This window comes from Edaphobacter lichenicola, from assembly GCF_014201315.1.
GTDB classification, from domain to species: domain Bacteria; phylum Acidobacteriota; class Terriglobia; order Terriglobales; family Acidobacteriaceae; genus Edaphobacter; species Edaphobacter lichenicola_B.
The window spans coordinates 279,934-302,531 of sequence record NZ_JACHDY010000002.1 but is presented as its reverse complement, the minus strand read 5'-3'; the positions used below and the strand labels follow the sequence as shown (position 1 = coordinate 302,531).

Sequence of the window (22,598 nt, the reverse complement as noted above, 5' to 3'; positions counted from 1 at the left end):
TGGGGTAAAGATGTTGTGGACAGCGTCAGCGTAGAAGCGGACGCACCGGTCGCGGGCGTCGTGATTACCACCGGTACAGATGTTGAAGAAGCTTTTGTAACAGTGTTCTGCACCTGCAATTGCACGGTGGAGGGCGTTGCGACGATGTTGCTTGCAAGTGCGCTCGATAGAGTATTCGAGTCAACGACAGACGTTGAGAGTGGGCTGCCATTCCAGAGGATGACGCTCTCGCTCGTGAAATTGGTTCCCGAGACCTTGATGGTCTGGTTCTTTGAACCCGCGGCGATGGTTTGGGGAACAACCTGGCTGATACTGGGCGTGATGTTGACCGGAACCAGTCCGGCGCCACAGCCGAGACAAAAGTGAAGAAGCGCGAAGCCTGCGGTTGCTGCAATAGCCCTAAAAAGTTTCGCCAAATCGCACCTCTAGTTACATCAAGACTTATCGACACTGGAACGACTTGGAGTTTGGGAAAATTACTCGAAGCCGTCGCATCAACTGAAAACTACAGTGAGAAAGTGGTTACTACAGCTACCCGATAGGGGATGCTGGAGTGCAACTTCCGTGTGATTAAGGCAAAATTCTCTCGGTTATAGGCACAAAAACGCCTTTGTAGAGAGAGGAACAATGAGACAGGCGAATCAGAGGTTCTAATTTGGTTAGAGACAAAACCAAAGTAATCCGAGACAAGTATCGGACTACAACTTCATCCGGGACATACCACGGAAGTAGTACGAGGAGTAAGAGCGGCTTCAGGAGATGTCTCTTTTTCGGACACGTTCGATAGGGAAGAAAGAATGGTTTTGTTACTGGTGAAGTTACTTACACCAACGAAGAATCCAGGACTTACGGCAAACAGCGCGCGAGCGTTCTGGAGAGACATGCGGACTCCACAACGCTTGCGAATTGAAACAAGCTCGCACAAGCCTGTCGCAGAATTCTGCGCCTAGCCTGGAATCTGGAGTGAGAAGGAGGAGGTGGCGAAGTGCTCGTCGTGGTGCGGGAGATGCGCTAGTTCCCTTTGCTACGGATCGCATCACACACAAGCAGCATTGTCTCCTGTGCTATTCTGCTGCTCAATAAGTCAAAAGACACATTAACGGGAGAGCGAGAGATCGCGCCGCATGTTGACAACCTGGTCGCGGGGACACACGACAGCCAACGACACCTTGACATGAAGGGGAGCAGTCGCGGCTACTGAAAGACTTCTCTGACTATCGTGACGAAGACTTAGTTGTAACCGGAGTATCTCTCATAGTTCGCGGTGTTCGTCCGTAGACGATTCCAAAGACCCAAAAGGTGTAAAAAGTACGCAAGATGGCTAAGGTCGACGTTATTATTCCCGCGTTCAATGGTGCTCGGTACCTGCCCGCGGCCATTGAGAGCGTCCTGTCGCAGACGTTCGAGGATTGGCAGATTTGGCTGGTGGACGACGGCAGTACCGATAATACTGAGGAAGTGGTTGCTCCCTTCCTCCTCCGTCTTGGGTCCAGGATGAAGTACATCAAACAGGAAAATCAAGGACTACCAGGAGCGAGAAACACTGCTATTCGCGCCTCGGCAGGCGAGTTCGTAGCTTTGCTTGATGCCGACGATGTGTGGTTGCCTTGCCGTCTGTCCGAATCGGTGAAGGCCCTTGCGGAGCGGCCGGAGGCTGGTTTTGCTTATGGCCTTATCACGATCATCGACGCAGAGGGTCGGCTCGGAGGGACATTTCGGGGAAATTCAAAATTCGCTGAAGGTCGCATCGCTCCGCAGATTTACATGCGCAAGGTTGAGCTTCCCTGTCCCACCCTTACGTTCCGAAGACGATCGATCGACGAGGTCGGGCTCTTTGACACGACGCTGCGAACGACAGAGGACCGCGATCTTTGCCTTCGGATCGCTTTTCGATATGAAGTTGCGTTCATCCCCGAGATCATTGCCTACTACCGGGTGTCTTCGGGCTCCATGTCCAGCGATCCTGAGCGAATGCTTAGGGGGCAGCTAGCGTTCATTCGCAAGCACTATGGCGCGGAAGGTTGTGGATTGCGCGAGCGCCAGATCTCGTTGGCACGAGCTTACAAGCAGCGAGCGGAGACCTTGAAGCGGCATAACCGGCCGTGGGCAGCCCTGAGGAGTTCCTTGCGCGCGGTAGCGCTCTATCCGTTTGACATGGACAATCCCAGAACCGCAGGGTCTCTGTTCTTGAATCTGATCGGGGGCCCCAGGCCTAGTTAGGACTTTGCTGCTCGGTCACTTCGGTCACGCAGGTGTCGCCATACCTGCCATGCGCCCGTCACCAGCGCTGCTGCTCCGAGGGACTCTATCACGGTGGAAGGATGCAAGGTTGCGTGAGGTTCAGGTGCAAGCCGCGACGAACTTTTGTCCACTGCTTTGACAGGTAAAACATCCCCGTACCCATACGGATGCCAGGTTTCATCTTTCAGGTGCGGGTTGTTGCAGCTGCCTCCGGTCTCATGCAGCGAGGTGGCGGGACAGCTCCAGTCGCCCTTTGGATGGTAAGTGACATTGTTGGTGAAGCTGGCTCCTGGATTGGTCAACATCTTCAGGTCAGTTTCGCTGTAGATCGGCGACGGGTTGTTTCCTTCCGAGTTAGGGAAGCCGACAAAGATGTTGTCGTCATATTTGATAGCGGCCCTGGGCGATGGATCTCCCACATACTCGAGCTCCAGAGCAACGTGGTTGTTCGAGTAGACAATATTGCGTTGGAAGATCGCGGGCCGATCTACCGGCATATCGATAAAGATAGCGGTGTCGCCTGCACGGCAAAATTGGCTCAATTTGGCGTTGTACCCAGGCGGTGTGCCTGGGATCTCGTGGGACATAGCGTCGCAGTTCCCGACGATGTAGTTGCCGATCAATGTCGCAGTCGCGCCACCTACTTTCAGCTGCTGTCCCATGTTGCTGAAGGCGAGGCTGTCCGTAACGGTCATGCTGGATCCCGCTCCGCCGATATGGAGCGCGTCCAATCCATCCTGGGTGTTGTAGCTGGCGGTTCCCTTATCGAAGTGCGCTTGCCAGCCGGGAGGGTCGCTATCTTTTGTGGTGGTTCCGAAGCCGTCCCCGTATCCGCCATGGTCCTGATCGGTGCAGTCTCCATAGGGCAGAGGATGCACGATGGGATACTCCTCGGCGCAACCGTTCCAGCTGATGTCGTAGTGCTGCACCAGCAGACTGCCTTTGCCGGTGGTTCCGTCGTCGGCGTTCCAGCCAGAACTAGCATTGCCCAGGATATCGACGTAGTCCATGACCACACCGTCTCCGGTCGGGCCAGCGATTCCTGAAACAGCCAGGCCGTGAAGACGAAGATCGGTCAGGGTGAGGTTGGTCGTTTTATTGGTGAGTCGAATTCCATTCTGCGCGAAGTCCTGGCTGGAATCGCAGCCGACCTTCTGCGCGGCTTTGCCGCAGGCGGAGAAGTCTGTGATGTCCAGACAAGCCACATCGACATACGATGTGCCGGAGAGATCAAGCACGTTAAAGACTGCCCATCCACCATGAAGCTGTGTCTTAGCCGAAGCGCTTCGGCACGAGGCATAGTTTTCGCCGAGGATACGCGTGTGCTGCGCCGCAGTGCCCGAAGGTGGCGGAGGAACTCCGGAGGAGTATGCGTCTCCCGTCAGGCCCCAGCACGTGTTCTTCTCACAAGAGTATGAGGGATGATCCCACCCGATCCTATAAGAGACGCCGGTCCCGATCGAACCACGGAGGATGACTGTATCGCCTCCACCGATGACCCACCCCCAGCTGGGAAATTTCGTGCCATTGGAGTAGCTGCCGTCCTGCCACAGCATACGAACGTCCTTGAACGCGCAGTGTTGATTCGACTTTCCGCCAGAGGGTGCGGCGTCGGCTTTGCCATCGCATTGACCGTTAGAGACGTTGGAGGAGTATCGAGTCCCTCCATCAGGTCGCACATACCAGGTTGTTCCATAAAGCGGCAGGCATGCACATCCGACAATCAGTACGCACAGCGTCTTGAGACAAATGCGAACGTTCATAAGCTCCGGTCTCCGAGGGACTCTATGAGTTTTGCGAGCCCAGTATAGACGTTCGTGATTGGAGGTTGTTGGCGGACGGCAGAGAGTGGAGGGAGCGCAAAAAAAGCCGGCCGCGTGGAGTGACGCGGCCGGCTGGGTTTGTTTGTTGTTTTTGTTATGGTTCCATGGCGCCGATGGCTGGCGGGTTGGCTCTGGTCTTTCCGTTGAAGTCGGTCGTGACTCCGGAGATTGCGATACCGGAGTTGATGGCCGGACTCGAGGAACTGATATTGGGATTGATGGCGTTGATGTTGGACTCACCTACCAGATCGGGATTGCCACAGGTGAAGATCTTTTCCTGTCCAGCCAGAAAAGACTCTGGGCAGCCTGTGGCTACGGTGTTCCACAGATTGTGATCGATCTCCGATCCAGAGTTGGCGAAGACATTTCCGACGCCAAGGTAGATGCCGGAGGCGAGCGTGTTGCTATTGCCAGGATCGGGATAGCCCTTGCTGATGTTGTTGCGGAAGATGAACTTCGCGCCGTTGGCCGTGCAGTTAGGAGCCTGCGCGGCACACTCGACGTCGTACATGGTGTTGCCGTAGCCGACCGAGGTGTTGTTCTCGAGCGTGATGACGGTGCCGTTGTTCATCTGGAAGGCCCATTGATCGCCGGCGGCGCGGCAGGTGTCGGCGCTGTCCAGAGCCCAGCCCGAGGGATTGAGCGGGAAGGCCGAGGCGTTGCTCAGAACCCGGCAGTTGCTGATGGAGACGTTGTTGATGGCAGAGGAGGCTGCTCCTGCGCCGAGCTTGAAGGTTTGACCGCCGTTGCCCTCGGACCAGGAGGTGGAGATGTGGATCGCCGGAGAGGTCTTCACGTCGTCACTCAAGTGAAGTGAGTCGAATCCGTCCTGCGTATTCCAGCGGAAGTGGCTGTGATCCACGTTCATGGTCATGTTGCCGGCGGCGATCTGGACGAAGCCGTCGCCGTAGCCACCCGACTCCTGCCCGTAGCAGTGGTTGAATTTGTTCTGCGTATCAGGCTTGGTCATGTCGTAAGGCTTCACGGCGACGCAGCCATTCCAGTCGACCGTCGCGTAGGAGATATTCATGGTTCCGACGGTCTCGCAGGAGGTGTTGCACCCTCCTCCGTCGCCGTTCCAGCCTGCCTGTCCGTTGCCGATCACGTAGACATCGCTGGCGGAGAAGACATCGCTACCGGATTTGTTGAGCTTGCTTCCGAGGATACCGCTGCCTGCGGTGCCGACGATGGCGACATCCTTAAGGGTGAGGTTGGAGGGACCTTGTTCGGTCAGGTAGTTGAGAAGGAGTCCGCCATAGCGCACGTAGTTGGCGTTGGTGCCGCACTGCCCTGCGCCGGCGACTGTGGTGCAGGTGTCGGGCTGGGTGATCTCGATGCAGGAGATGTCCACGTAGTCGGTTCCGCGGGTATCGAGGACTACGAAGGCAGCATCGATACCGCTCAGGACGGTCGGATTGACCAGGTGAGTGTGACCGGAGTCGTGGCAGTTGCCGGCGTTCTGGCCCAGGATCCGGGTGTGCTGGCCGGACGTGCCCGAGGGAGGAGCGGGTAGGATGCACTGCGATCCTTCGCCGTTCCCTGAATTCGGCGCAGGGCAGATGCCGCTGAGCTGGCTGTGCCAGTCTGTTCCCACGCCGCCATTCTGCTCGCCCATGTAGTAGGTGTCGGACCTGCCGCTGGTGTTCACAAATTGGATTGTGTCGCCGCCTGCGAAGCTGGCCCAGCTGCCCGAGGAATCCAGCATCTGGTAGGGATGATTGAAGGCGCACGCTTGACCCGAGCCAGATCCGGGATAGGCCGCGTTTTTCTTGCCCGTGCACTGGGTGTTGGTGCCGCCATCCGGGCGGATGTACCACGTGGTGCCCGGACCAGCCGTCTGCGTTCCTTCCGCTGCAATGGCGATGGAGGTGCTTGCGGACTTGGTCTCCTGTGGGTTGCTGTTATCTTTGACGGTCGCGGTGAAGGTGGAGGTGCCGGTCGCCGAGGGCGTGCCGGAGATCATGCCGGTGGTGGCCGCGAGGGTGAGTCCGGCCGGCAGTTTGCCGGAGGTGATCGACCACGTGTAGGAGGGCTTGCCGCCGCTGGCCTTCAACTGCGAGGCATAGGCTGCGCCATCGGTGCCGGCGGCGAGGGTCGCCGATGTGATCGCGAGCGACGCGGATGAGGAGTTAGAGGTCGCCACGACAACTGTAAGCTTTACGGTCTTTGTCTGGGCCGACTTTGACGAATCTGTAACCGAAAAGGTAAGCGGGTACGATCCGTCCTTGGTCGGCGTGCCATAGAGCTGGCCCGTGCCCGAATTAAGAGCGAAGCCTGGGGGATGAGTGCCGGAGGCGACCTTCCAGTGATAAGGCAACGTGCCACCCGTCGCTTTGAGCGTGGTGGTGTAGGCCTTCTCATAGGTGGCTTGTGGGATCGAGGTGGTGCTGATGGCAAGCGCTGTAGCGGCATTTGCTGTCTGTGACGGGGAGGTCCAATCCAGACCGAAGAAGATGAGCGCGAGGGAGAGGATGGTTACGAGGGTTCTGAATACTTTTCGCAAAATATGCTCCGTAAAAAAAGAGGAATTGGTTAGTCAAATCGCGCTGCCTGAGCCGAAAGTAAATCGGAGCCCGGACATCCGGATGAATATTTTGTTTGGAAATGGTTACTACAGTTACCCTCTAACGGAAACCGGGGCCCACTTCGTCTATCGCGAGGCAAAGTCCCTCATCTGCATGTCCAGCTAGGTTTGCATGCAGTAAGAGTTCGCAAATGACACAAAAAAGGCAGAGCTTGGGGATTAAGGATTAATTACCAAAGTAACTATTTACTGAAGTAAAGAATATTCAGGCCGATACTGCTATCCCACGTTCGTTGCACACACGGTTCGGGGCTCGACGAGGCAGAGGTCATGACGTTCGTGGCGTGTCTTGGAGCCAACGAAGCAGGTCCAGCGCAATGCAGGATGGTTGGGAACAGGGAGGATACGAATTGAGTCGCTCTATATCGAATTGGTCTTGCCCGCCTGAGAAAGATTGCTCTTGAGAGCGAATCCCCTAACTCATCAGAACCGGCAGATAGAAAGAGCGACGACTTGCTACGACGAACGCTTCAAAAAAGGAACTACTTAATTTTTATACCATAGCTGAAGAGGCTGGACGAATCTGTAACACTCAATTGTTTTATCCGCGATGGACAGCCAGGATTGCTCGCCAAAGTTCATCTTTCGCACATTCTCTGCAAGTTGTTCTCTTAGAAGCGCATCGTTCAGCAGTTGAGTGAGCGCACTGGCCAGTTCGGCCGGTTTTTGGGGATCAAAAAAAAATGCACTCTCGCGCTCTGTGAGCAGCTCACGAAAGACGGGGAGATCGCTGGCGACGATGGTTTTGCCCAACGCCAGTCCGGTCGCGAGCGCTCCGCTGGTCGTAATGGCGCGATAGGGATAGACCACGATGTCTGCCGCTCGGTAGAGAGCTACGAGTTCTTCGGTCGAGATGAAGCGTGGGTGAAGCTGAACACGCTGCAGTTTCAGGCTGCGAATCTGTTCGCGAATCTTTTCGATCAGCTCTGCCGGTCCGGTGCCTACGACCAACAGTCGAGCGTCTTCTACAGATGCTTCCACGCTCTGCCAGGCCTCGAGCAGGAGATCGATTCCCTTGTAGGGAGAGAGGATGCCCTGCCACAGCACGAGCAGCTTTCGTGGATCGAGCTCGAAGCTTTGCAGGGTCTGTTCGGCAGTTGCAGGAAGGTCGTAGAAGAATGGGCCGTGAGGAATGACTGCGACTTTTTCTTCTTTCACTGCGAACTCAATCGCGAGCCTCTCGCGGATGCTCTCGGAGTGACAGATGATGCGGTCGACCATTTGATACAGATCGTGGAAGGTCTGCCTGTGGCTCTCGCCTGTGTTGTGGGGGAGTAGATCGTGGACTGTTAGCACGATCTTCGAGCCGCGTCGGCGGCAGAGGCGGACGAACCATAGATCGAGCGGGAGGCGCTCGGTCACCATAGGGAGAAACTGTACGTGAACGATGTCAGGTGGCGAGATGAAGAAGCGCATCGACAGGGCGGCTAGATTGAGAAGCGATTCCAGGAGTTTTAAAACTCTGCGCGGCAGTCGCGGCAGTTGGAACTTGCCGACGACGTCCATAAATCCCGGGTCGAGCTTGACGCCTCGATTTGAGAAACAGCCGGGGTCGAGGTAGTAGGAGATGGAGCCGACCGTTAGATTGACGCGCTTCTTTAGGAGAGCCTTCGAGAGATACGCCGTGTAGTAGGGCACGGTGGCCCAGAGATCCATCATGAAGACAGTGGGTCGCCGGGTGTCTTGGGTCACTTGGTTTTTCCTTGCGAGACTGCGGCGGAGGTGGAACGAGTGGACGCGGTCTGCGTTTTGGTTGCGATCGCTTGCTCATAGACGTGAAGATAGTCCGCCGTCATTCGCTGGGCGGAGAACTCTTCTTCGATGAGTTTTTTTGCTGCTGCTCCGAGCTGTTGTCGCTGCGAGGGATTGGTGAGTAGCTTGACGATCTCGGATGCCAGGGCCGCGACGTCTTCCGCAGGAACGAGTACTCCCGTCCTGCCGTTGAGAACGATGGTTGGCACCGCGCCTACTGCGGTTGCAATGATGGGCAGGCTGCTTGCCATGCCCTCGAGAATAGCAATAGGGAGGCCTTCGCGGCGAGAGGCCGAGACCATGATGTCGAGCGAGGCGTAGACGGAGGGCATGTCGTCTCGACGTCCCAGCAGCGAGACGTTTTCGCGAATCTGCAGCTCATCAATAAGTAACTCAAGCTGTTCGCGATCCGGTCCGTCGCCGACTACGACAAACTTTGTCGACGGAAGCTCGATCAGAACGCGTGCTGCGGCTCGAAGAAAGATATCTACGCCCTTCTCCGTGGCGAGTCTGCCAACAAGTCCGACTATGGGAGAGCGATCATGCGAGGAGATCTCGCGCAACGAAGGAAGTGCGTTGTCGAAGGGGCGAAGGTCGATGCCGTTTCGAATGAGATGGATCTTCTCTTTGCGAACGCCAGCGTTCAACAGCCGTTGTCTTACCTCCTCCGAGACCGCGACTACGGCCGCGTAGCTCCGGAGCACGAAGCGGTCCGCCATGCCGTAGAGGGAGACCGCCAGATCGTTGTCGTACCAGGTGTGGCAGGTGGAGACGAGCGGAACGGCTGATTGGCGCAAGGCGAAGTAGGAGTACAGGTCTGCCTTGTAACCGTGCGCGTGGATGACATCCGCGTTGGTGCGAGCGACAAGCTCACGAATGCTTGTGGGTACGGTTCGATCAATCTGTCCCGTGCACGAGATCAGATGCGAGTCGATCCCCTGAGCTGTCGCAACTTCGTGAAGCTGGAGGTTAGGGTTCGCCGAGTTCGAAAAGACGCCGAGGATGCTTGAATGCGCGCTCTCATTCAGCGTGCGCGACATGTTAAGGATCACGGCCTCTGCACCGTACATTCCGCTGCTACTGATAATGTGCAGTATCTTCATTGGCAGCAGCTTCTCCGGCGTCGGTATCTGGCTCTTGTCGATTGAGAAGAGCCCAAAGCTTTTCGTAGAGCTTGTCTCCCAGCAGAGTCTTCACGGTGGATTTTATCTGGTGCTGTCGTTGGAGACTGGACAGGACGCCGCTCTCGGGCTGGAAGAGCTTTGCGATCCACTCCAGGGTCATGTCGCCGCGAATGTTCAAGCGGCCTACAGTCGCTCCCGCTGGTTGTGGCTCTGCTTTTGGCCCCGAGGTGAAAACCTGGGTGTAGCCGGCGTCACGACAGGCAGCCAGGACGCGCTGATTCGATCGTCCGCCGGGCAGGGACATCGTTGTAATGGAAGTTCCAAGTTTGTCTTCGAGGGTGAGGCGCGCCTGGACCAGCTCTTTTTGTAACTGTGACGGATCGCAATGGGTGAGGAGTGCGTGGGACCATCCATGTGCACCAATCTGTTGGCCGGCTTGTTGCAGTTCGCGCAGCTCCGGCCAGCCCATGTAGCCTGGTCTCTGCCCGGTCCAGCCTGTTGTGATGAAGAACCATGCCATGACGGAGCGTGATTGCAGGATGGGGAGAGCGAACTCGAAGTTTGAGAGGTGCCCGTCGTCGAAGGTGATCTCTGGATAGAAACCAGGCGGTTGTCTCTTTCGAAGTTCGAGAAAAAGATCGACGTGCTTTTCAAACTGAGAGGTTTCGACGATGTAGGAGTAGTCGCTTCGGCTGGGCCGCAGTTCGTGATAGAGGAGGTAGAGTCTGTCTGGCGGCTTGGTCACCGGATTCGTCTCAATTCAACTCGGTCGTCGGCCAGAGTTTTGGAAGTGCGACTCCGGCGTGACGGACCGTAAAGCCCAGGTCTTCCGTTTTCAAAGCGTCGCTCCCTTGGCGACCAACTCTGCCTGGATGAGCGAGACGGTTGTCAGCTCCGGGATGCGGGAGGGATCCAACTGAACGTTGTATTCGCCTTCGATCGCGAGGATCGCCTGCAGATGGCGGAAGGAGTCCCAGGTATCAATGGTACCGACGCCGAGCTCGGGTGTGACCTCTTCGGGCGAGATTTCGAGAACATCGGCGAGAATGTCACGAAGCGACGACGGCACTTGCTGAGAACTCATTCGATTCCTTTCCTTCCAGGGTTAGCCACTTGGGACTTTCAGGGGCGGCGATGGTGAGATCGAGTTGATAAAAGATGGAGTCGGGTGATGTGTCTGTCGGCGAAGGGGCTAGCGAAGGGTCTTGGACAAAGCCGTGATCGAGATAGAAGTCGGCGCAAGGGGCGTTTTTTTTCGTTGGAATGAACTCACCCACCAGACGCGTGGCTCCTGCTCTGATGGCGTTCTGGCCGAGGTACGCCAACAGCGCTGTTTCGATACCACGGCCGATCACTCGACACGATAGCAGCAGAGAATCGATGGAACAAGTATCACCCTGTGTGCGTGCGAGGGCGAGGCCTACGACGCCGGCATCGCCGAAACGGTCGCGCACACGAACCGCGATTGCCTGGCCACCTGCGACAGAGGCGAACTCTTCCACCTCGGCTGCCGAGTGGCGTCGAGTGGTCAGATTAAACTGGTTGGTCTTCGCGAGGAGTTGAACCGAACGGGCAAGTGGGGCCTCCAAAGCGCTGAGGAAGGTGCAGACGATCTCGAGCGAGGCGAGAAACTCGTCGCGATTGCTCGCGCTGTTGGCCAGCTCTGCTCGTTGGGCCTGCGCCTTGTACTCGTTCAGGCGATTGATGTCGTCGTCGGTCACCACGGCTGCATCAAAGAATGGCTGCGCCGACAGGAGTTCAACTAGTCTCCAGGGTTCGTCGATTGGCGCTGCGACGACCGCGACTTCCGGTAGTTGTTGGCGGATGGCTTCGCACTCGACGGGGTTGTCATCGACGAAGACGAAGGAGTCAAGGCCGAGGGAGAGCTCCTCCGCGAGTTCGCGAATCGAGGTTGCTTTTTCGTTCCAGCTGATCTTTGTCGCGACGAAGGTGTCCAGAGTGAGTCCGAGGTCGGCGGCGCGGACTTGAAAGGCCTCGCGAACATCTGCGTCGTTGTTCTTCGAGACGATGGCAAGCAGAATGCCTCGAGACGATAGCTGTTTGAGATATCGCTGGTACTCGAGATAGCAGTTGCCTGGGAATGCTGTTCCCGTGGCGATTCCTTCAGGGCCTTCTTCACCGAGAACTCCGCCCCACAAGGTGTTGTCGAGATCCGTACAGAGAACCTTTCGTGGAGCCCGGAGGAGCGGCGAGAACGAGCGGACCAGGCCTCCCGCATAGGCTCCGAACGACGTCGAGGATATAGGGAGACGCGATGCCAGAAACATTCGAGCGTCCCGCCAGCTGGCACGACCGTGGCGTGCGGCGAGATGATCCACATCGAAGAAGACGCAGTCGGAGATGGTGCGGCAAAGTGCAGCGAGTCTTTGATTCAGCTGAGCAACGGCATTGCTCAGGCCGTGGGGGAGATTCGCTTCAGCAACATCGCCGAGCGAGGTGCGGTCCGGGACGACGGAGCCCTGAAAGAGGATTCGAGCGGAGCTTCCCGAGCGAAAGTTTTTGAGCAGCTGCGCCACGCGAGCCACGGATTCTTCAATCTCCGCTTCGACTGCACTGCCGATGCCATCTGCGCATAGGTCCGGTAGTCTTCCGGCAATGTCCTCGAGATCGAGGAGGATGAGGACGAGGTCAGGCTTGAACCTGGCAAGTGCGCTTTGCGGATTGAGCAGCTCATCGACGTAGGAGCCGTAGCCGCCGACGGTGAGGTCGAGCACGTAGTTTGACAGCACCGCCTCGGTGGTTAGGAAGGGAAGGATCGGCTCGACCGTGACAGAGCGCACGATGTAGGTCTTGAGTCGTTTGGCTCGCAGGTCGTTGGTGAGAGCTTCGGCTATGCCGGTGAACGCCGAGGCACAGAACATAACATCAGCCGGCTTGCTGGAGGCAGCAGCAAGAAGTCTTCGCGCACGACGGACCGCGGCGCCTGCGTCCTTGGAGGCGATGGCCTCTTTGATACGCCGGCGCAGATCCTGTCGCTCGGTATCATTTTGCATCTGTAGTCTCCGCTACCGGCAGGGCAGGGGATGCAGCAGTCTTCGGGGCTCGCATGACGATGCGGCCGGGCACTCCCATGACCGTTGCCCCTTCTGGGATATTGCTCATGACGAGTGTATTGGCTGCGATCTTCGCTCCGCTGCCTATCTTGATCTTTCCAATTACCGTTGCGCCTGTGCCGACGTAGACCCGGTCGCCGAGGACAGGAGCGCCTTTGCGGCCCATAGCAGAGGCGCCGATGGTTACATGATGAGCGATGTCGCAGTTGTTTCCGATGATTGCCTCAGGGTTGATGTGAACGCCGCCGCTGTGCCCGATGTAAAGGCCCCCGCCGATCGTCGCCTGAGGATCGAGAGACATCTCCATGACGACCTCGCAGAACAGATACGCGAAAAAAAATACGATCTTCAGTGGAATCCGAATCAGGAAAAAGGGTTTTGCGGTGTACAGCCAATTACCCAATCGATAGATTGTTATCGCCCATATCGCGGGGTTCAGCCAGAGGTGCCTTCCATGAAGGCCCACGGATCGGTAACGTGCGATATCTTCTGAAAATTTAGACATACGGAAAGCTCGGAGATCCGGATAGGAACAATTTTGACGACTTTCGCAATCGTATCTGTTCTGTGACTGTACGGTCTGCAACGGAAGCTGTAACTCAAATCCACAAAAAATGATGATTGGATCGTCTGAAGGGAATTACACTGGGTCGCGAGCTATTGGGTGAACTGCTCTTGACCTGCTCATTTTATCATTCAGGCATAAGTCTAAGGGGTTCTCTATCAACCGCATCGGGTATGATCGATGCGATGCGATTGAGCCACTCGAGATCAGAGCCCGTTCACATATATCTCGAAGACTATGACACCAGTGATGGGCGCGAACTTTACGAAGATGACGAAAATTACGGTTGCGATTCCTGCCTATAACGCCGAACCATACCTTCGGGAGGCCATTGACAGCGTTCTAGCGCAGACCTGTAAGCCGCACGAGATCATTGTCGTGAATGACGGATCCAACGACCGGACTGAAGAGATCGCACTCTCCTACGGATCCAGTGTTCGGTATATCAAACAAGAGAACCAGGGTTTATCAGGCGCACGAAACACTGCGATTCGTGAAGCCTCGGGAGATTGGATCGCCCTCTTCGACAGTGATGACGTGATGCTTCCGGAGAAGCTGGAGCAGCAGACCAGAGTGATTGAAGAAAATCCAAACCTGATGCTGGTGTATTCAGCGTTCACTTATCTCTATGAAAACGGCTCCACGTATGAAATGGCTGCGTTTCCAGCGAGTAAACTCTGGCCGGCGCTACGGTATCGCACTCCGATTCTGCCTTCGACCTCTGTGATTCGTCGATCGGCGCTCCTGGATGTTGGGTGCTTTAATGCGGTACCTGCCGAAGACTGGGATCTATGGATTCGGCTGGTTCGACGCTACTCGTCCCAGGTCTTTCAAGAGGTCCCGGCGAGTTTAATACTGTATCGCCAGGTCGAGAACAGTCTGAGTAAACGAATCTTGAACATTGCGAGTGGCTCGATGGAGATGCTCGACCAGACTCTTGTCAAAGATCTTTCAGGAATCCGGAAGCTTGTTTGGAAGCGAAGGATCGAGGCAAAGATACTCTTCAACGTTTCTGTTGCGATGAGAGAGAACCAGAATGAACGATACTGGGCGTATGCGATAGAGTCCCTTGTGCAATGGCCCTTTTTCGGCTTGGTTGTGCCCTTTGACCGCTACGTGATTATTGCGAACATGGTCTATAAGAAGTTCGCCGGCAGACGTTGGGATCTACGTTACTGGTGGCCCATCCGACGTTGCCGTGAGGAGCTTCAAGAAGCTCGACGCAGCTCTAGGAAATAGTCTGTGCACTCTGGAGTCGCGATGTTCGCCACCTTCGAAACAAGGCCATTGCGTCGTCGTTGAACATGATCAACGCCGATAGAGCAAACACGGGGAGTACCAGCGCGACCTGTAGGAAGAATGCAGAAAGCGAGCCAGGGTGCCACCGGCGATCCGCCAGATAGGTGGCCAGGGCATACGGTAACGAACACAGCGTAACCTTGCCCCAGCCCTGCCAAAGGTAAATCGGTACTGGAATGCCGAGCTCCCGCTTAACAAACCGAGGCCAGAAGATGAGATGATTCAGCGTCAGTGAGATTGAGGTGCCCCATGCAACGCCGTATATCCCAATGGTCTTGACGAGGATGAGACTCAACCCAAGATTCAGCGCCGCCTCGGCTGCGGCCCAGGTCGCTACGGTCTTGTGTTTATTGATTCCGTAAGCGATCTGACCGGCCGTCGCATTGGCAATGGAGAAGAACTGGCTGATTAATAAGATTTGAAGAATTGTGCCGGAGGTCTCGCTGAACTGCGGACCCATCCAGAGGCCGATGAAAGTTTTCCCACGCAATAGCAGGGTGATGCCAATTGGCAACATAAGCCCGAGCATGGCCTGGGTTCCCCGGACCAGCAATTTTTTCAGATTGGCCGCGTTACCGCTTGCGTCGAAACCACTCGCCATGGGCATAAAGGTGGATCCCATGGCGGTAGCTATTTGTCCGGAGTACATTGCCAGACTTCCAGCGATTGAGTAGAAGGTGACGACGCCGACAGAGAGGAAGGCGCCGACCACGACGTTGTCTGTATAGAAGACGATCTGCACGGCCACGATGATGACAAATGCTTTGAAGCTGTAGGACCAGATACTCTTCAGGGTCTTCATGTCGGGCCTAAAGACAAGAATTCGGCACGGTGGGTACAGTTTGAACGCAAACACAAACTCTGAAACGGCAGACCCGAAGACGATCACAAACTCCCAGATGGCCAGGACTAAGAGACCATGGCCACTGCGAAGAATGAGGATGACTCCAACGGCTCGTACCAGAGTCTGGGTCATGGTGATCCCGCTCAGGACGTCGAAGCGGTTGATCGCTCGGAGCACACCCCCGTAGACGCCTGCGACCAACGTAGAGGCGACTCCTAAAGAGCAGAGCAGAACCGTGACTTGTGCCGGGCGTACTAAGTCGTGGGGGATTTTGAAGATCTTACCGAACCAGATACTCAACGCGATACTGATGAGCACCATCACTGCGGCGATCAGGCCACGAAACCAGAGTGTGGCGGCGATTGCCTTCTGTGCTGCCTGGGTATCGCCCTCGGTTGCGCTCTTTGAGACAAAGCGCGTGATCGCGCTGCGCAAGCCCAGGTCCAGCATATTGAGATACGCGGCTGTCGAGACAGCCAGAATCCAGATGCCGTAGATCGTCGCGCCCAGATGACGAACCACAAAGGGAGCCAGAAAGAAGGGAACGACCATGCCGACAGCCATGGCTATCCAGTTCGTTACGACATTGATCGCGAATCGCTTTTTGCTGGACATTGAACTCGAATGGAAACGTACTTGGAAGGTCTCACGTGCGTGCTGGTTTGTCTTCGAAAAACGTTGTCAGCCTGATCTCTACCTGAATCACGGTTCTCGAGAGTGTCTCACCCTAAAAATGGTCGGTAAGGCGCGTTACCAGTTTAGTCGAGCGGATTGGATTTGCCAGCCGCGATCGATATACGGGATCACCTGAAAGAGGCATGAGGTCCGTTTTGGGATAGACGTATCATTCCGTTGAGGATAACGCCGGCAAAAAAAGAGAACCAGGCTCGCCGCTCGGTGCATATTGGTTCAAGAGATCTGTTTAGTAGAATGACGTCCATTGAGGGATTGTGAAACCTGGAGCTGGCATCTGGAGGATTGCAGCGTTTGGCCGGGGGAGGCTGGTTCTTTCCCGTGATGCGAACCCGCACTGTCCTTTCCTGCTTCGCGCCCTTACGGCTGGCAGCGTCGGCTACAACGGGACGGAACGGTGAAGTTTCTTTTCTGGATATGCCTTGCGCTTACGGCCTACGCGTACTTTGGCTACGCCGTCCTGCTGTCGATCTGGGTGTACTTTCGAAGGCAATCCATCCGGAAAACGGACTATACTCCTGACGTTTCTATCCTGATTGCGGCGCGCAACGAGGAGGCAAATCTTCCATCGAAGCTGGAAAACCTTCGTATGTTGAACTATCCAAAGGCACGGCTTGAGATCGTGGTGGCCTCGGACGGATCGACCGACAGGACCGCAGAGATTCTTCTGGAACAGCCTCCCCCTGTTGTCCCAATTCTGCTTGAAGAGTCCGGCGGCAAGGCTCGTGCTTTGAATGCGGCTGTCGATCGCGCTAAGGGCGAGATTCTGGTTTTTCTGGATGCGCGGCAGTCTGTGGAACCGAACGCGATCGCGGAGCTTGCTTCCTGTTTTGCGGATCCAACCGTGGGCGCAGTGAGTGGGGAGCTGCTACTCGAAGACGCTGGAGTGCCTTCGCACGAAGGGCTTGGCATCTACTGGAAGATCGAAAAGATGGTGCGGAAGCTTGAATCTGCGTCGGGGTCAGTGGTCGGCGTGACCGGCGCGATCTATGCCATTCGCCGCGAGCTCTACTGTGCCATTCCTCCCGGAACGATTCTGGATGATGTCTTCGTCCCAATGAATGTAGCGCGGCAAGGCAAACGGGTTGTCTTTGAACCGGCAGCGATTGCGCGGGACCGATTTTTTGACGAAAAAGGGAAGGAGTTCTCGCGAAAGGTTCGCACCTTGACCGGGAACTACCAATTACTCCAACTGGCTCCGTGGCTGCTCTCGCCGTCGAATCCGCTTCTCTTTCGCTTTGTCAGCCACAAACTGCTTCGGCTGCTGATTCCCATCTTTCTTCCGCTGATGCTGGTTGCCTCCGGTGTTCTGGGAGGGCCTTTTTACGGCGCAATCTTCTGGCTTCAGGTGCTATTCTACGTTGCAGCCGCCTGCGGATCCCTGATTCCGTCCGCCAAGAGATTCAAGCCCGTTGGCATCGCCAGCACGTTCGTGATGCTCAATGCGGCTGCGGCGCTTGCCTTTTATAACTTTGCTGCAGGGCGGAAAAAAGTATGGCTCTGACGGCTAACTCGAAACTGTGGCGTCGAGTCTGGTGGGAGAGACTTGCGGGCAGTGGGAAGGGTGAATTTTGGGACTAGGCCTCGCACACTATATTCCGCTGATCGCCTACCTCGGGTTCTGGATCATGTGTATCCTCTCCTTGACCGGACGCCCCCTGCTGGGACTGTACTACCTGATACCTTTCCTGCCTTATCGCACGATGCGGGATCACTTCCTGGACTATCCGCTGGGTGGCAATATGCTGACCATCCTGGTAATTGCCGTCATTATAGGCGCCATAATCAAGGGAAAATCGATACCAAAATCGCCGCTCTACACAATCTGGTTGGTGTTCGGAATTTATCTGTATTTTTCGATGTGGCTTGGTACAGCGCTCGGCAACGCGCCTCCACCGATCTGGATCTCCGACACCAACTTTGTGACGTGGAAAGATTACATGCTGATTCCTTTGGTCTTCACCGCAGCCGGTATGGTCGTCGAGGATCGGAAGGCGGTGCGAACGGTGATTGCTATCACAGCGTTTACTCTCCTGGCAATCGACAGGAGTTGTCTCATGGAAAGTTTGTCCAGGAGCTGGGGCACTTTCGATGAAAATAAGAGAGATACGGGCCCGCTCGCCTATGGTTCGAATCAGACGGCAGCTTTTCTCGCCCAGTTCGCCATGTTCTTCTGGGGTTTCGTCCAGTTTGTCAAAAGGAAGAAGTTTCGGCTGATCTTCTATGGGCTTGTGGCCGTAACAATATTTGCTGACTTGTACACGTTCTCGCGTGGATCGTACCTTGCCCTCATCGTCAGCGTCATCGTTCTTGGATTCCTGAAAGATCGCAAGCTTATCGTGGTCGCCGCAGTCTTTCTCTTTACCTGGCAAGCCATTGTTCCGACCGCAGTTCGTGAGCGGGTTAACATGACTAAAAACTCCAATGGAAAGCTGGAGGAGTCTGCGCAGGAGCGGGTCAGGTTGTGGGAGGCGGCAGAGGCATCCATCCTCAGCGATCCCGTCCTGGGAATCGGCTACGCCAGCTATCAGCTGTCGGCTCACGTAGACGGGCTGAGAGATACCCATAACTGGTACGTCAAAGTGATGGTCGAGACAGGGATCATCGGAATGATCATCGTGCTTGTGATGCTGCAACAGGTGCTTGCCTTGGCCTACCGGCTCTTTAAACGAGCCGAGGATCCGCTGTATCGAGGGCTCGGGCTGGGACTGTTTGTCGCCATGTGTTCTTGTATTGTCGCGAACTTTTTCGGCGATCGATGGACTTATCTCGAGATCATGGGCATGCTTTGGGTCCTTGTGGCCATTGCGAGCCGTGCGCTTCAGCTGGTCGAGACTGAACCCGTGACGGAAGCTGCTATCCCCGAAGTGACCGTCGCAACGAATCCATTTCTGGCGTACCGGTAGATGCGCGCGGCCATCGTGGTCTTCCGCCCGCCCCCTACAGCGTCCTTGGTTTTGGGAAGCTCTGAACACGCATGATCAGGCCGCTATACTTTGAGGAATCGAGCAACGGGGAGGAGTCGAGCAGGGACACGGCGCATGCTGAACTGCCTCACGTGCTGCTCGTGCTCGATCAGTTCCCCAAAACACTGGGTGGCGGCGAACGGATTGTACTCAAGCTCGCGGGACTGCTGCCGCAGTATGGATATCGCGTCTCGATTCTGACGTTCTCAGCCCATCCGGATAGCGCTGGGCTGAAGTCGCCGCCATGCTCCGTATACCTTTTGCCCCTGCAGCGCACCTACGATCTCACGGCGATGCGAGGCAGCCTTGATCTCAGAAGGTTCCTCAAGGAGCAGCGAATCCGGATCGTTCAGACGTTCTTTGAGAGCTCCGATATCTGGGCAGGATTTGTAACCAAAGCGATGTCAAATGCGAAGCTCATCTGGAGTCGAAGAGATATGGGCATCCTTCGAACCGGCAAGCATCATGCAGCCTATCGCCTGATGGCAGGCGCTCCCGACAAGGTGTTTGCCGTCTCCGAACAGGTGCGTCGGCATTGCATTGAGGTGGACGGCGTCGATCCGTCGCGCGTGCAGACGGTGTACAACGGGCTCGATCTGGCGGACTGGAACGCGGACCCTAGATCAGCAGAACTCTCTGGAGAATCTGGCGGACAATCTATTGTTGCGACGGTTGGGAATATTCGCCGGGTGAAGGGGCACGATGTTTTTATCCGGGCCGCCGCCTCCGTCGCAGAAAAGTTTCCCAATTCGTCGTTCCGTATCGCCGGCGATGTTCTGGAGCCGGAGTATTTTCAGGAGCTGCAGGCACTGGTCAGCGAGCTGAAGCTGTCCGACCGCTTTCACTTCGTTGGAGGCGTGACCAATCTGCGCGACTACCTCTCCACCGCTGAGGTCTTCGTGTTGCCATCACGGAGCGAAGGCTTTTCGAATGCGATCGTCGAGGCAATGGCTGCGGCCCTTCCTGTAGTCGCCACTAACGTAGGCGGCAATGCAGAGGCGGTTCAGGACGGTGTGAGTGGAATCATCGTCCCCGCGGACGATCCTGATGCTCTGGCGTCCGCGATTGTCGACCTGCTCTCCGATACCGCGAAGGCAAAGCAGATGGGGGAAGCTGGAAAGAGGCTGGCCGCGGAGAAGTTCACGACAGAGGCCATGATGGGCCAGATCACCAGTGTCTACGCGAGTCTGCTGCGGGGAGAGTAATACTCGTGAGCTAACTCGGCCGATGCAGGATTGACGCCTTGGAAGAGGGTTAGCCCAGCAGAGCCAGTTCCTTGTCGGCGTCCTTCGCGGTCTGGGTGTTCGGAGCCAACGCCGCCGCTTTCTTCAGATGAGTCATCGCATCGGCGGTGTTGGACAGCTTGGTATACGTCATTCCCAGGTGATAGTGGATGGACGCGCTGTTAGGAGCAGCCTTGAGGGCATCCTCGAGAAGATCGCGGGCCGAAGCAAAGTTGCCCTTCTGATAGTAGATCCAGGCCAGGGTGTCGGCTGTGTTCGGAGAAGAGGGCATGGCGCGCCGCGCTATCTGGGCCAGAGAGAGGGCAACGTCCAGGTTCTGCCCGGTGTCCACCATCAGGTAGGCGAGGTTGTTGGCGGCGATGGGCTGCTCGGGTTGTACGGCAAGGGCCTTCTTGTAGCTGGCCATGGCTCCATTGCGATCGCCCTGCGACTCCTGCATGGTCCCCAGTATGGTAAGACCCTGCGCGTCGGAGGGATGGTCCGTGGTCCACTGTTGCCACTTGGCCACGGCCTTGGCGGGATCGCCGGCTGTAACTTCGGCCCGGGTGTAGGTGACCACCGCTGCGTTGTCGCTCGGGTTCAGCTGCATCGCTTTCTCTGACGAGGCCAGCGCGTCTTTCGCATCGCCTGTGCTCAGTTGCAGCTCAGCCAGCAGGTTGTACATGTCGCCATTTTGCGGAGTCTTCGCGATCTGGTCCTGCACTCGGCTGATCGCGTTGGCCGGCTGTTTTTCAAACAGGAGAGTGGTGGCCAGCAGACGGAGAGCGCGGGAGGAGTTAGGGTTCAGCTCGAGGGTCTGTTCGAGCAGGGTCTTGGCCTCAGGAGTCTTCTGCTGGAAGAGCCGAAGCTGCGCCAGTTCCAGATAGCCGGTGGAGTTCTTCGGATCCAGCTTGATGGCCTGATGAAAGTCTGCGTCTGCCTTGTCGAGCTCTTTCTGGCTGCCTTCGGCGATGCCGCGCCAGATATAGGGGCCCGCGATCTGTGGGTTAATGGAGATGGCCGTATCGGCTACCTGATGAAGCGTGCTGAAGTCGTGGGTATCGATCGAGATCTCCGCAAGACCGGCCTGCGCCTCCAGACTTCCCGGGCTGAGTTTGGCGGCATCGCGGAAGCTCTGCTGCGCAACGCCCATGTCGCCTTTGGCGCGGGCTGCCCGGCCGAGCCAGAGCTTGACGACCAGATTGTCGGGATTGGCCTTGGCCGCCTTCTGCAGCATGGCGAAGGCATCGGCGGTCTTGCCATCGTTGAGCATAAGCATGCCGTTGAGAACCGCAACCTCAGGAATATTGGGGTCGGTTTTGGATAGCTCCGCGCCGACGGTCCTCGCTTTGGGCAGATCCTTGTTCAGAATCAAAAGTCGCAGGTAAGCGATCTTGAGCGGCGCACTCTTCGGATGTTTGGAGATAAGGTCTGCGTAGGCGGTCTCGCCCGCGGCAAGCTGGTTGGTGCGGATGTAGTAGGTAGCCAGCATTCCTGCACCGCTCTCGGAGTCGGAGAGATCCTCCGATGCCTGGTGAAGAGTCTGCTCGGCCTTGGCCGTGTCCTTTTGCCGCATGTAAAGATCCGCGAGGCTGGCGCGCGCCATCACGCTCTTCGGGTCGGCCGCGATGGCTGCCTTCATCTGATCCTCGGCACCCTGAAGATCCCCCTTCTTCTGCAGAAGCGAGGCCAGGACGACACGTGCTGTCACGTTCTTTCCGTCCAGCGAAACGGCCTTACGGAGCTGGTCTTCCCCGGCGGCGGCGGTGGCTGGATCGTTGCTCTGCAAAAGGCCGAGCGAAGCATGGAATGCCGCGCGATTCGGGTCTGCCGCGAGAGCCTGCTGAATCTGCGCCAGAGCTTCGATGCGGTCCCCTTTGGCTGCGGCGATGCTCGAAAGAAGAGCATGGGCGTCGGCATTATTGTTGTCGATGGCGAGGACCGCGGTGGCCTGTGCGGCGGCCCGGTCGATCTGTTTGCCGGCGAGCAGAATGTTGCCCAGATCGATACGCGCCTGGAGGTTGGCGGGCTGCAGATCCACCGTGCGCATCAACTCGCTGTACGCCGGCATGACCGAACCCTGCTTGAGGAAGACCTTGGAGAGCTGGTAGTGAGCATCGGCGTAGTTGCGGTCGACCTTGAGGGCGTTGGCGAACTGAATCGTCGCCTCCTTGAGCTTGCCCTGGTCGGCGTAGCGTTTGCCGCTTTCAAGATAGCGCAGCTTCTGCTTGTTGGGATCGCGATGACAGCCCGCGGTGAGTCCAAGGGCAAGAGAGACGGCCAGCACTGTTGAGATTCGACGGGCTGCCAGGGGGAGGGTGGTTCGCATCGCGCATTTCCTCAACTGTTCTTCAAACGATCTTGTCATTCTCGCACTGTAATCTTGTCATTCTCGCACTGTAATTGATAC

At 56.6% G+C, this 22,598-nt stretch carries 16 protein-coding genes; 6 read left to right on the top strand and 10 right to left on the bottom strand.

Annotated elements, in window-relative coordinates:
• The first annotated feature begins 15 nt into the window (after positions 1-15).
• A complete protein-coding gene (locus HDF09_RS20675; protein ID WP_260181223.1) occupies positions 16-366 on the top strand; it encodes a hypothetical protein in 351 nt (116 codons plus the stop codon).
• A 951-nt stretch (positions 367-1,317) separates the two neighbouring features.
• Positions 1,318-2,220: a glycosyltransferase family A protein gene (locus HDF09_RS07630; RefSeq protein ID WP_183764201.1), complete on the top strand. Its 903-nt coding sequence runs from the start codon at positions 1,318-1,320 to the stop codon at positions 2,218-2,220.
• On the opposite strand, the gene HDF09_RS07625 is transcribed toward HDF09_RS07630, so the two are convergent.
• The 8 genes from HDF09_RS07625 to HDF09_RS07590 form a co-directional block, all read right to left on the bottom strand.
• Positions 2,217-4,004 (bottom strand): hypothetical protein, encoded by a 1,788-nt coding sequence (locus HDF09_RS07625; RefSeq protein ID WP_183764198.1) that lies wholly within the window; start codon positions 4,002-4,004, stop codon positions 2,217-2,219. The genes HDF09_RS07630 and HDF09_RS07625 overlap by 4 nt on opposite strands.
• 154 nt (positions 4,005-4,158) lie before the next feature.
• Complete coding sequence (locus tag HDF09_RS07620; RefSeq protein WP_183764194.1) at positions 4,159-6,567, bottom strand: Ig domain-containing protein; 2,409 nt, start codon at positions 6,565-6,567, stop codon at positions 4,159-4,161.
• Positions 6,568-7,134: 567 nt separating this feature from the next.
• On the bottom strand, positions 7,135-8,340 hold the full coding sequence (locus tag HDF09_RS07615) for a glycosyltransferase family 4 protein (RefSeq protein ID WP_183764192.1): 1,206 nt from the start codon (positions 8,338-8,340) through the stop codon (positions 7,135-7,137).
• A complete protein-coding gene (locus HDF09_RS07610; protein WP_183764189.1) occupies positions 8,337-9,503 on the bottom strand; it encodes a glycosyltransferase family 4 protein in 1,167 nt (388 codons plus the stop codon). Before HDF09_RS07610 ends, HDF09_RS07615 begins: the two co-directional genes overlap by 4 nt.
• Positions 9,478-10,269: a polysaccharide deacetylase family protein gene (locus tag HDF09_RS07605; RefSeq protein ID WP_183764186.1), complete on the bottom strand. Its 792-nt coding sequence runs from the start codon at positions 10,267-10,269 to the stop codon at positions 9,478-9,480. The genes HDF09_RS07610 and HDF09_RS07605 overlap by 26 nt, the downstream gene beginning before the upstream one ends.
• Before the next feature lie 90 nt (positions 10,270-10,359).
• On the bottom strand, positions 10,360-10,608 hold the full coding sequence (locus tag HDF09_RS07600; protein ID WP_183764183.1) for an acyl carrier protein: 249 nt from the start codon (positions 10,606-10,608) through the stop codon (positions 10,360-10,362).
• Positions 10,574-12,538, bottom strand: coding sequence for an HAD-IIIC family phosphatase (locus tag HDF09_RS07595; RefSeq protein WP_183764178.1), 1,965 nt, complete (start codon positions 12,536-12,538; stop codon positions 10,574-10,576). Before HDF09_RS07595 ends, HDF09_RS07600 begins: the two co-directional genes overlap by 35 nt.
• Positions 12,528-12,905 (bottom strand): serine O-acetyltransferase, encoded by a 378-nt coding sequence (locus HDF09_RS07590; protein ID WP_183764175.1) that lies wholly within the window; start codon positions 12,903-12,905, stop codon positions 12,528-12,530. The genes HDF09_RS07595 and HDF09_RS07590 overlap by 11 nt, the downstream gene beginning before the upstream one ends.
• Positions 12,906-13,400: 495 nt before the next feature.
• Here HDF09_RS07590 and HDF09_RS07585 point away from each other — a divergent pair, with 495 nt between their 5' ends.
• Entirely contained in the window at positions 13,401-14,402 is a 1,002-nt protein-coding gene (locus HDF09_RS07585; RefSeq protein WP_183764173.1) for a glycosyltransferase family 2 protein, read from the top strand.
• Here HDF09_RS07585 and HDF09_RS07580 read toward each other — a convergent pair.
• A complete protein-coding gene (locus HDF09_RS07580; protein WP_183764170.1) occupies positions 14,392-15,921 on the bottom strand; it encodes a lipopolysaccharide biosynthesis protein in 1,530 nt (509 codons plus the stop codon). The genes HDF09_RS07585 and HDF09_RS07580 overlap by 11 nt on opposite strands.
• Before the next feature lie 475 nt (positions 15,922-16,396).
• On the opposite strand from HDF09_RS07580, the gene HDF09_RS07575 reads away from it, so the two are divergent.
• From HDF09_RS07575 to HDF09_RS07565, 3 genes are all read left to right on the top strand, one after another.
• Positions 16,397-17,503, top strand: a complete 1,107-nt coding sequence (locus HDF09_RS07575; RefSeq protein ID WP_183764167.1) for a glycosyltransferase family 2 protein — start codon at positions 16,397-16,399, stop codon at positions 17,501-17,503.
• A gap of 67 nt (positions 17,504-17,570) precedes the next feature.
• Positions 17,571-18,905: an O-antigen ligase family protein gene (locus HDF09_RS07570; protein ID WP_183764164.1), complete on the top strand. Its 1,335-nt coding sequence runs from the start codon at positions 17,571-17,573 to the stop codon at positions 18,903-18,905.
• A 71-nt stretch (positions 18,906-18,976) separates the two neighbouring features.
• Positions 18,977-20,170 carry a glycosyltransferase family 4 protein gene (locus tag HDF09_RS07565; protein WP_183764161.1) on the top strand — a complete coding sequence of 398 codons (1,194 nt, stop codon included), beginning with the start codon at positions 18,977-18,979 and terminating at the stop codon, positions 20,168-20,170.
• Between the two features lie 49 nt (positions 20,171-20,219).
• Here HDF09_RS07565 and HDF09_RS07560 read toward each other — a convergent pair whose 3' ends face one another.
• On the bottom strand, positions 20,220-22,517 hold the full coding sequence (locus HDF09_RS07560; RefSeq protein ID WP_183764158.1) for a tetratricopeptide repeat protein: 2,298 nt from the start codon (positions 22,515-22,517) through the stop codon (positions 20,220-20,222).
• Positions 22,518-22,598: the final 81 nt, after the last annotated feature.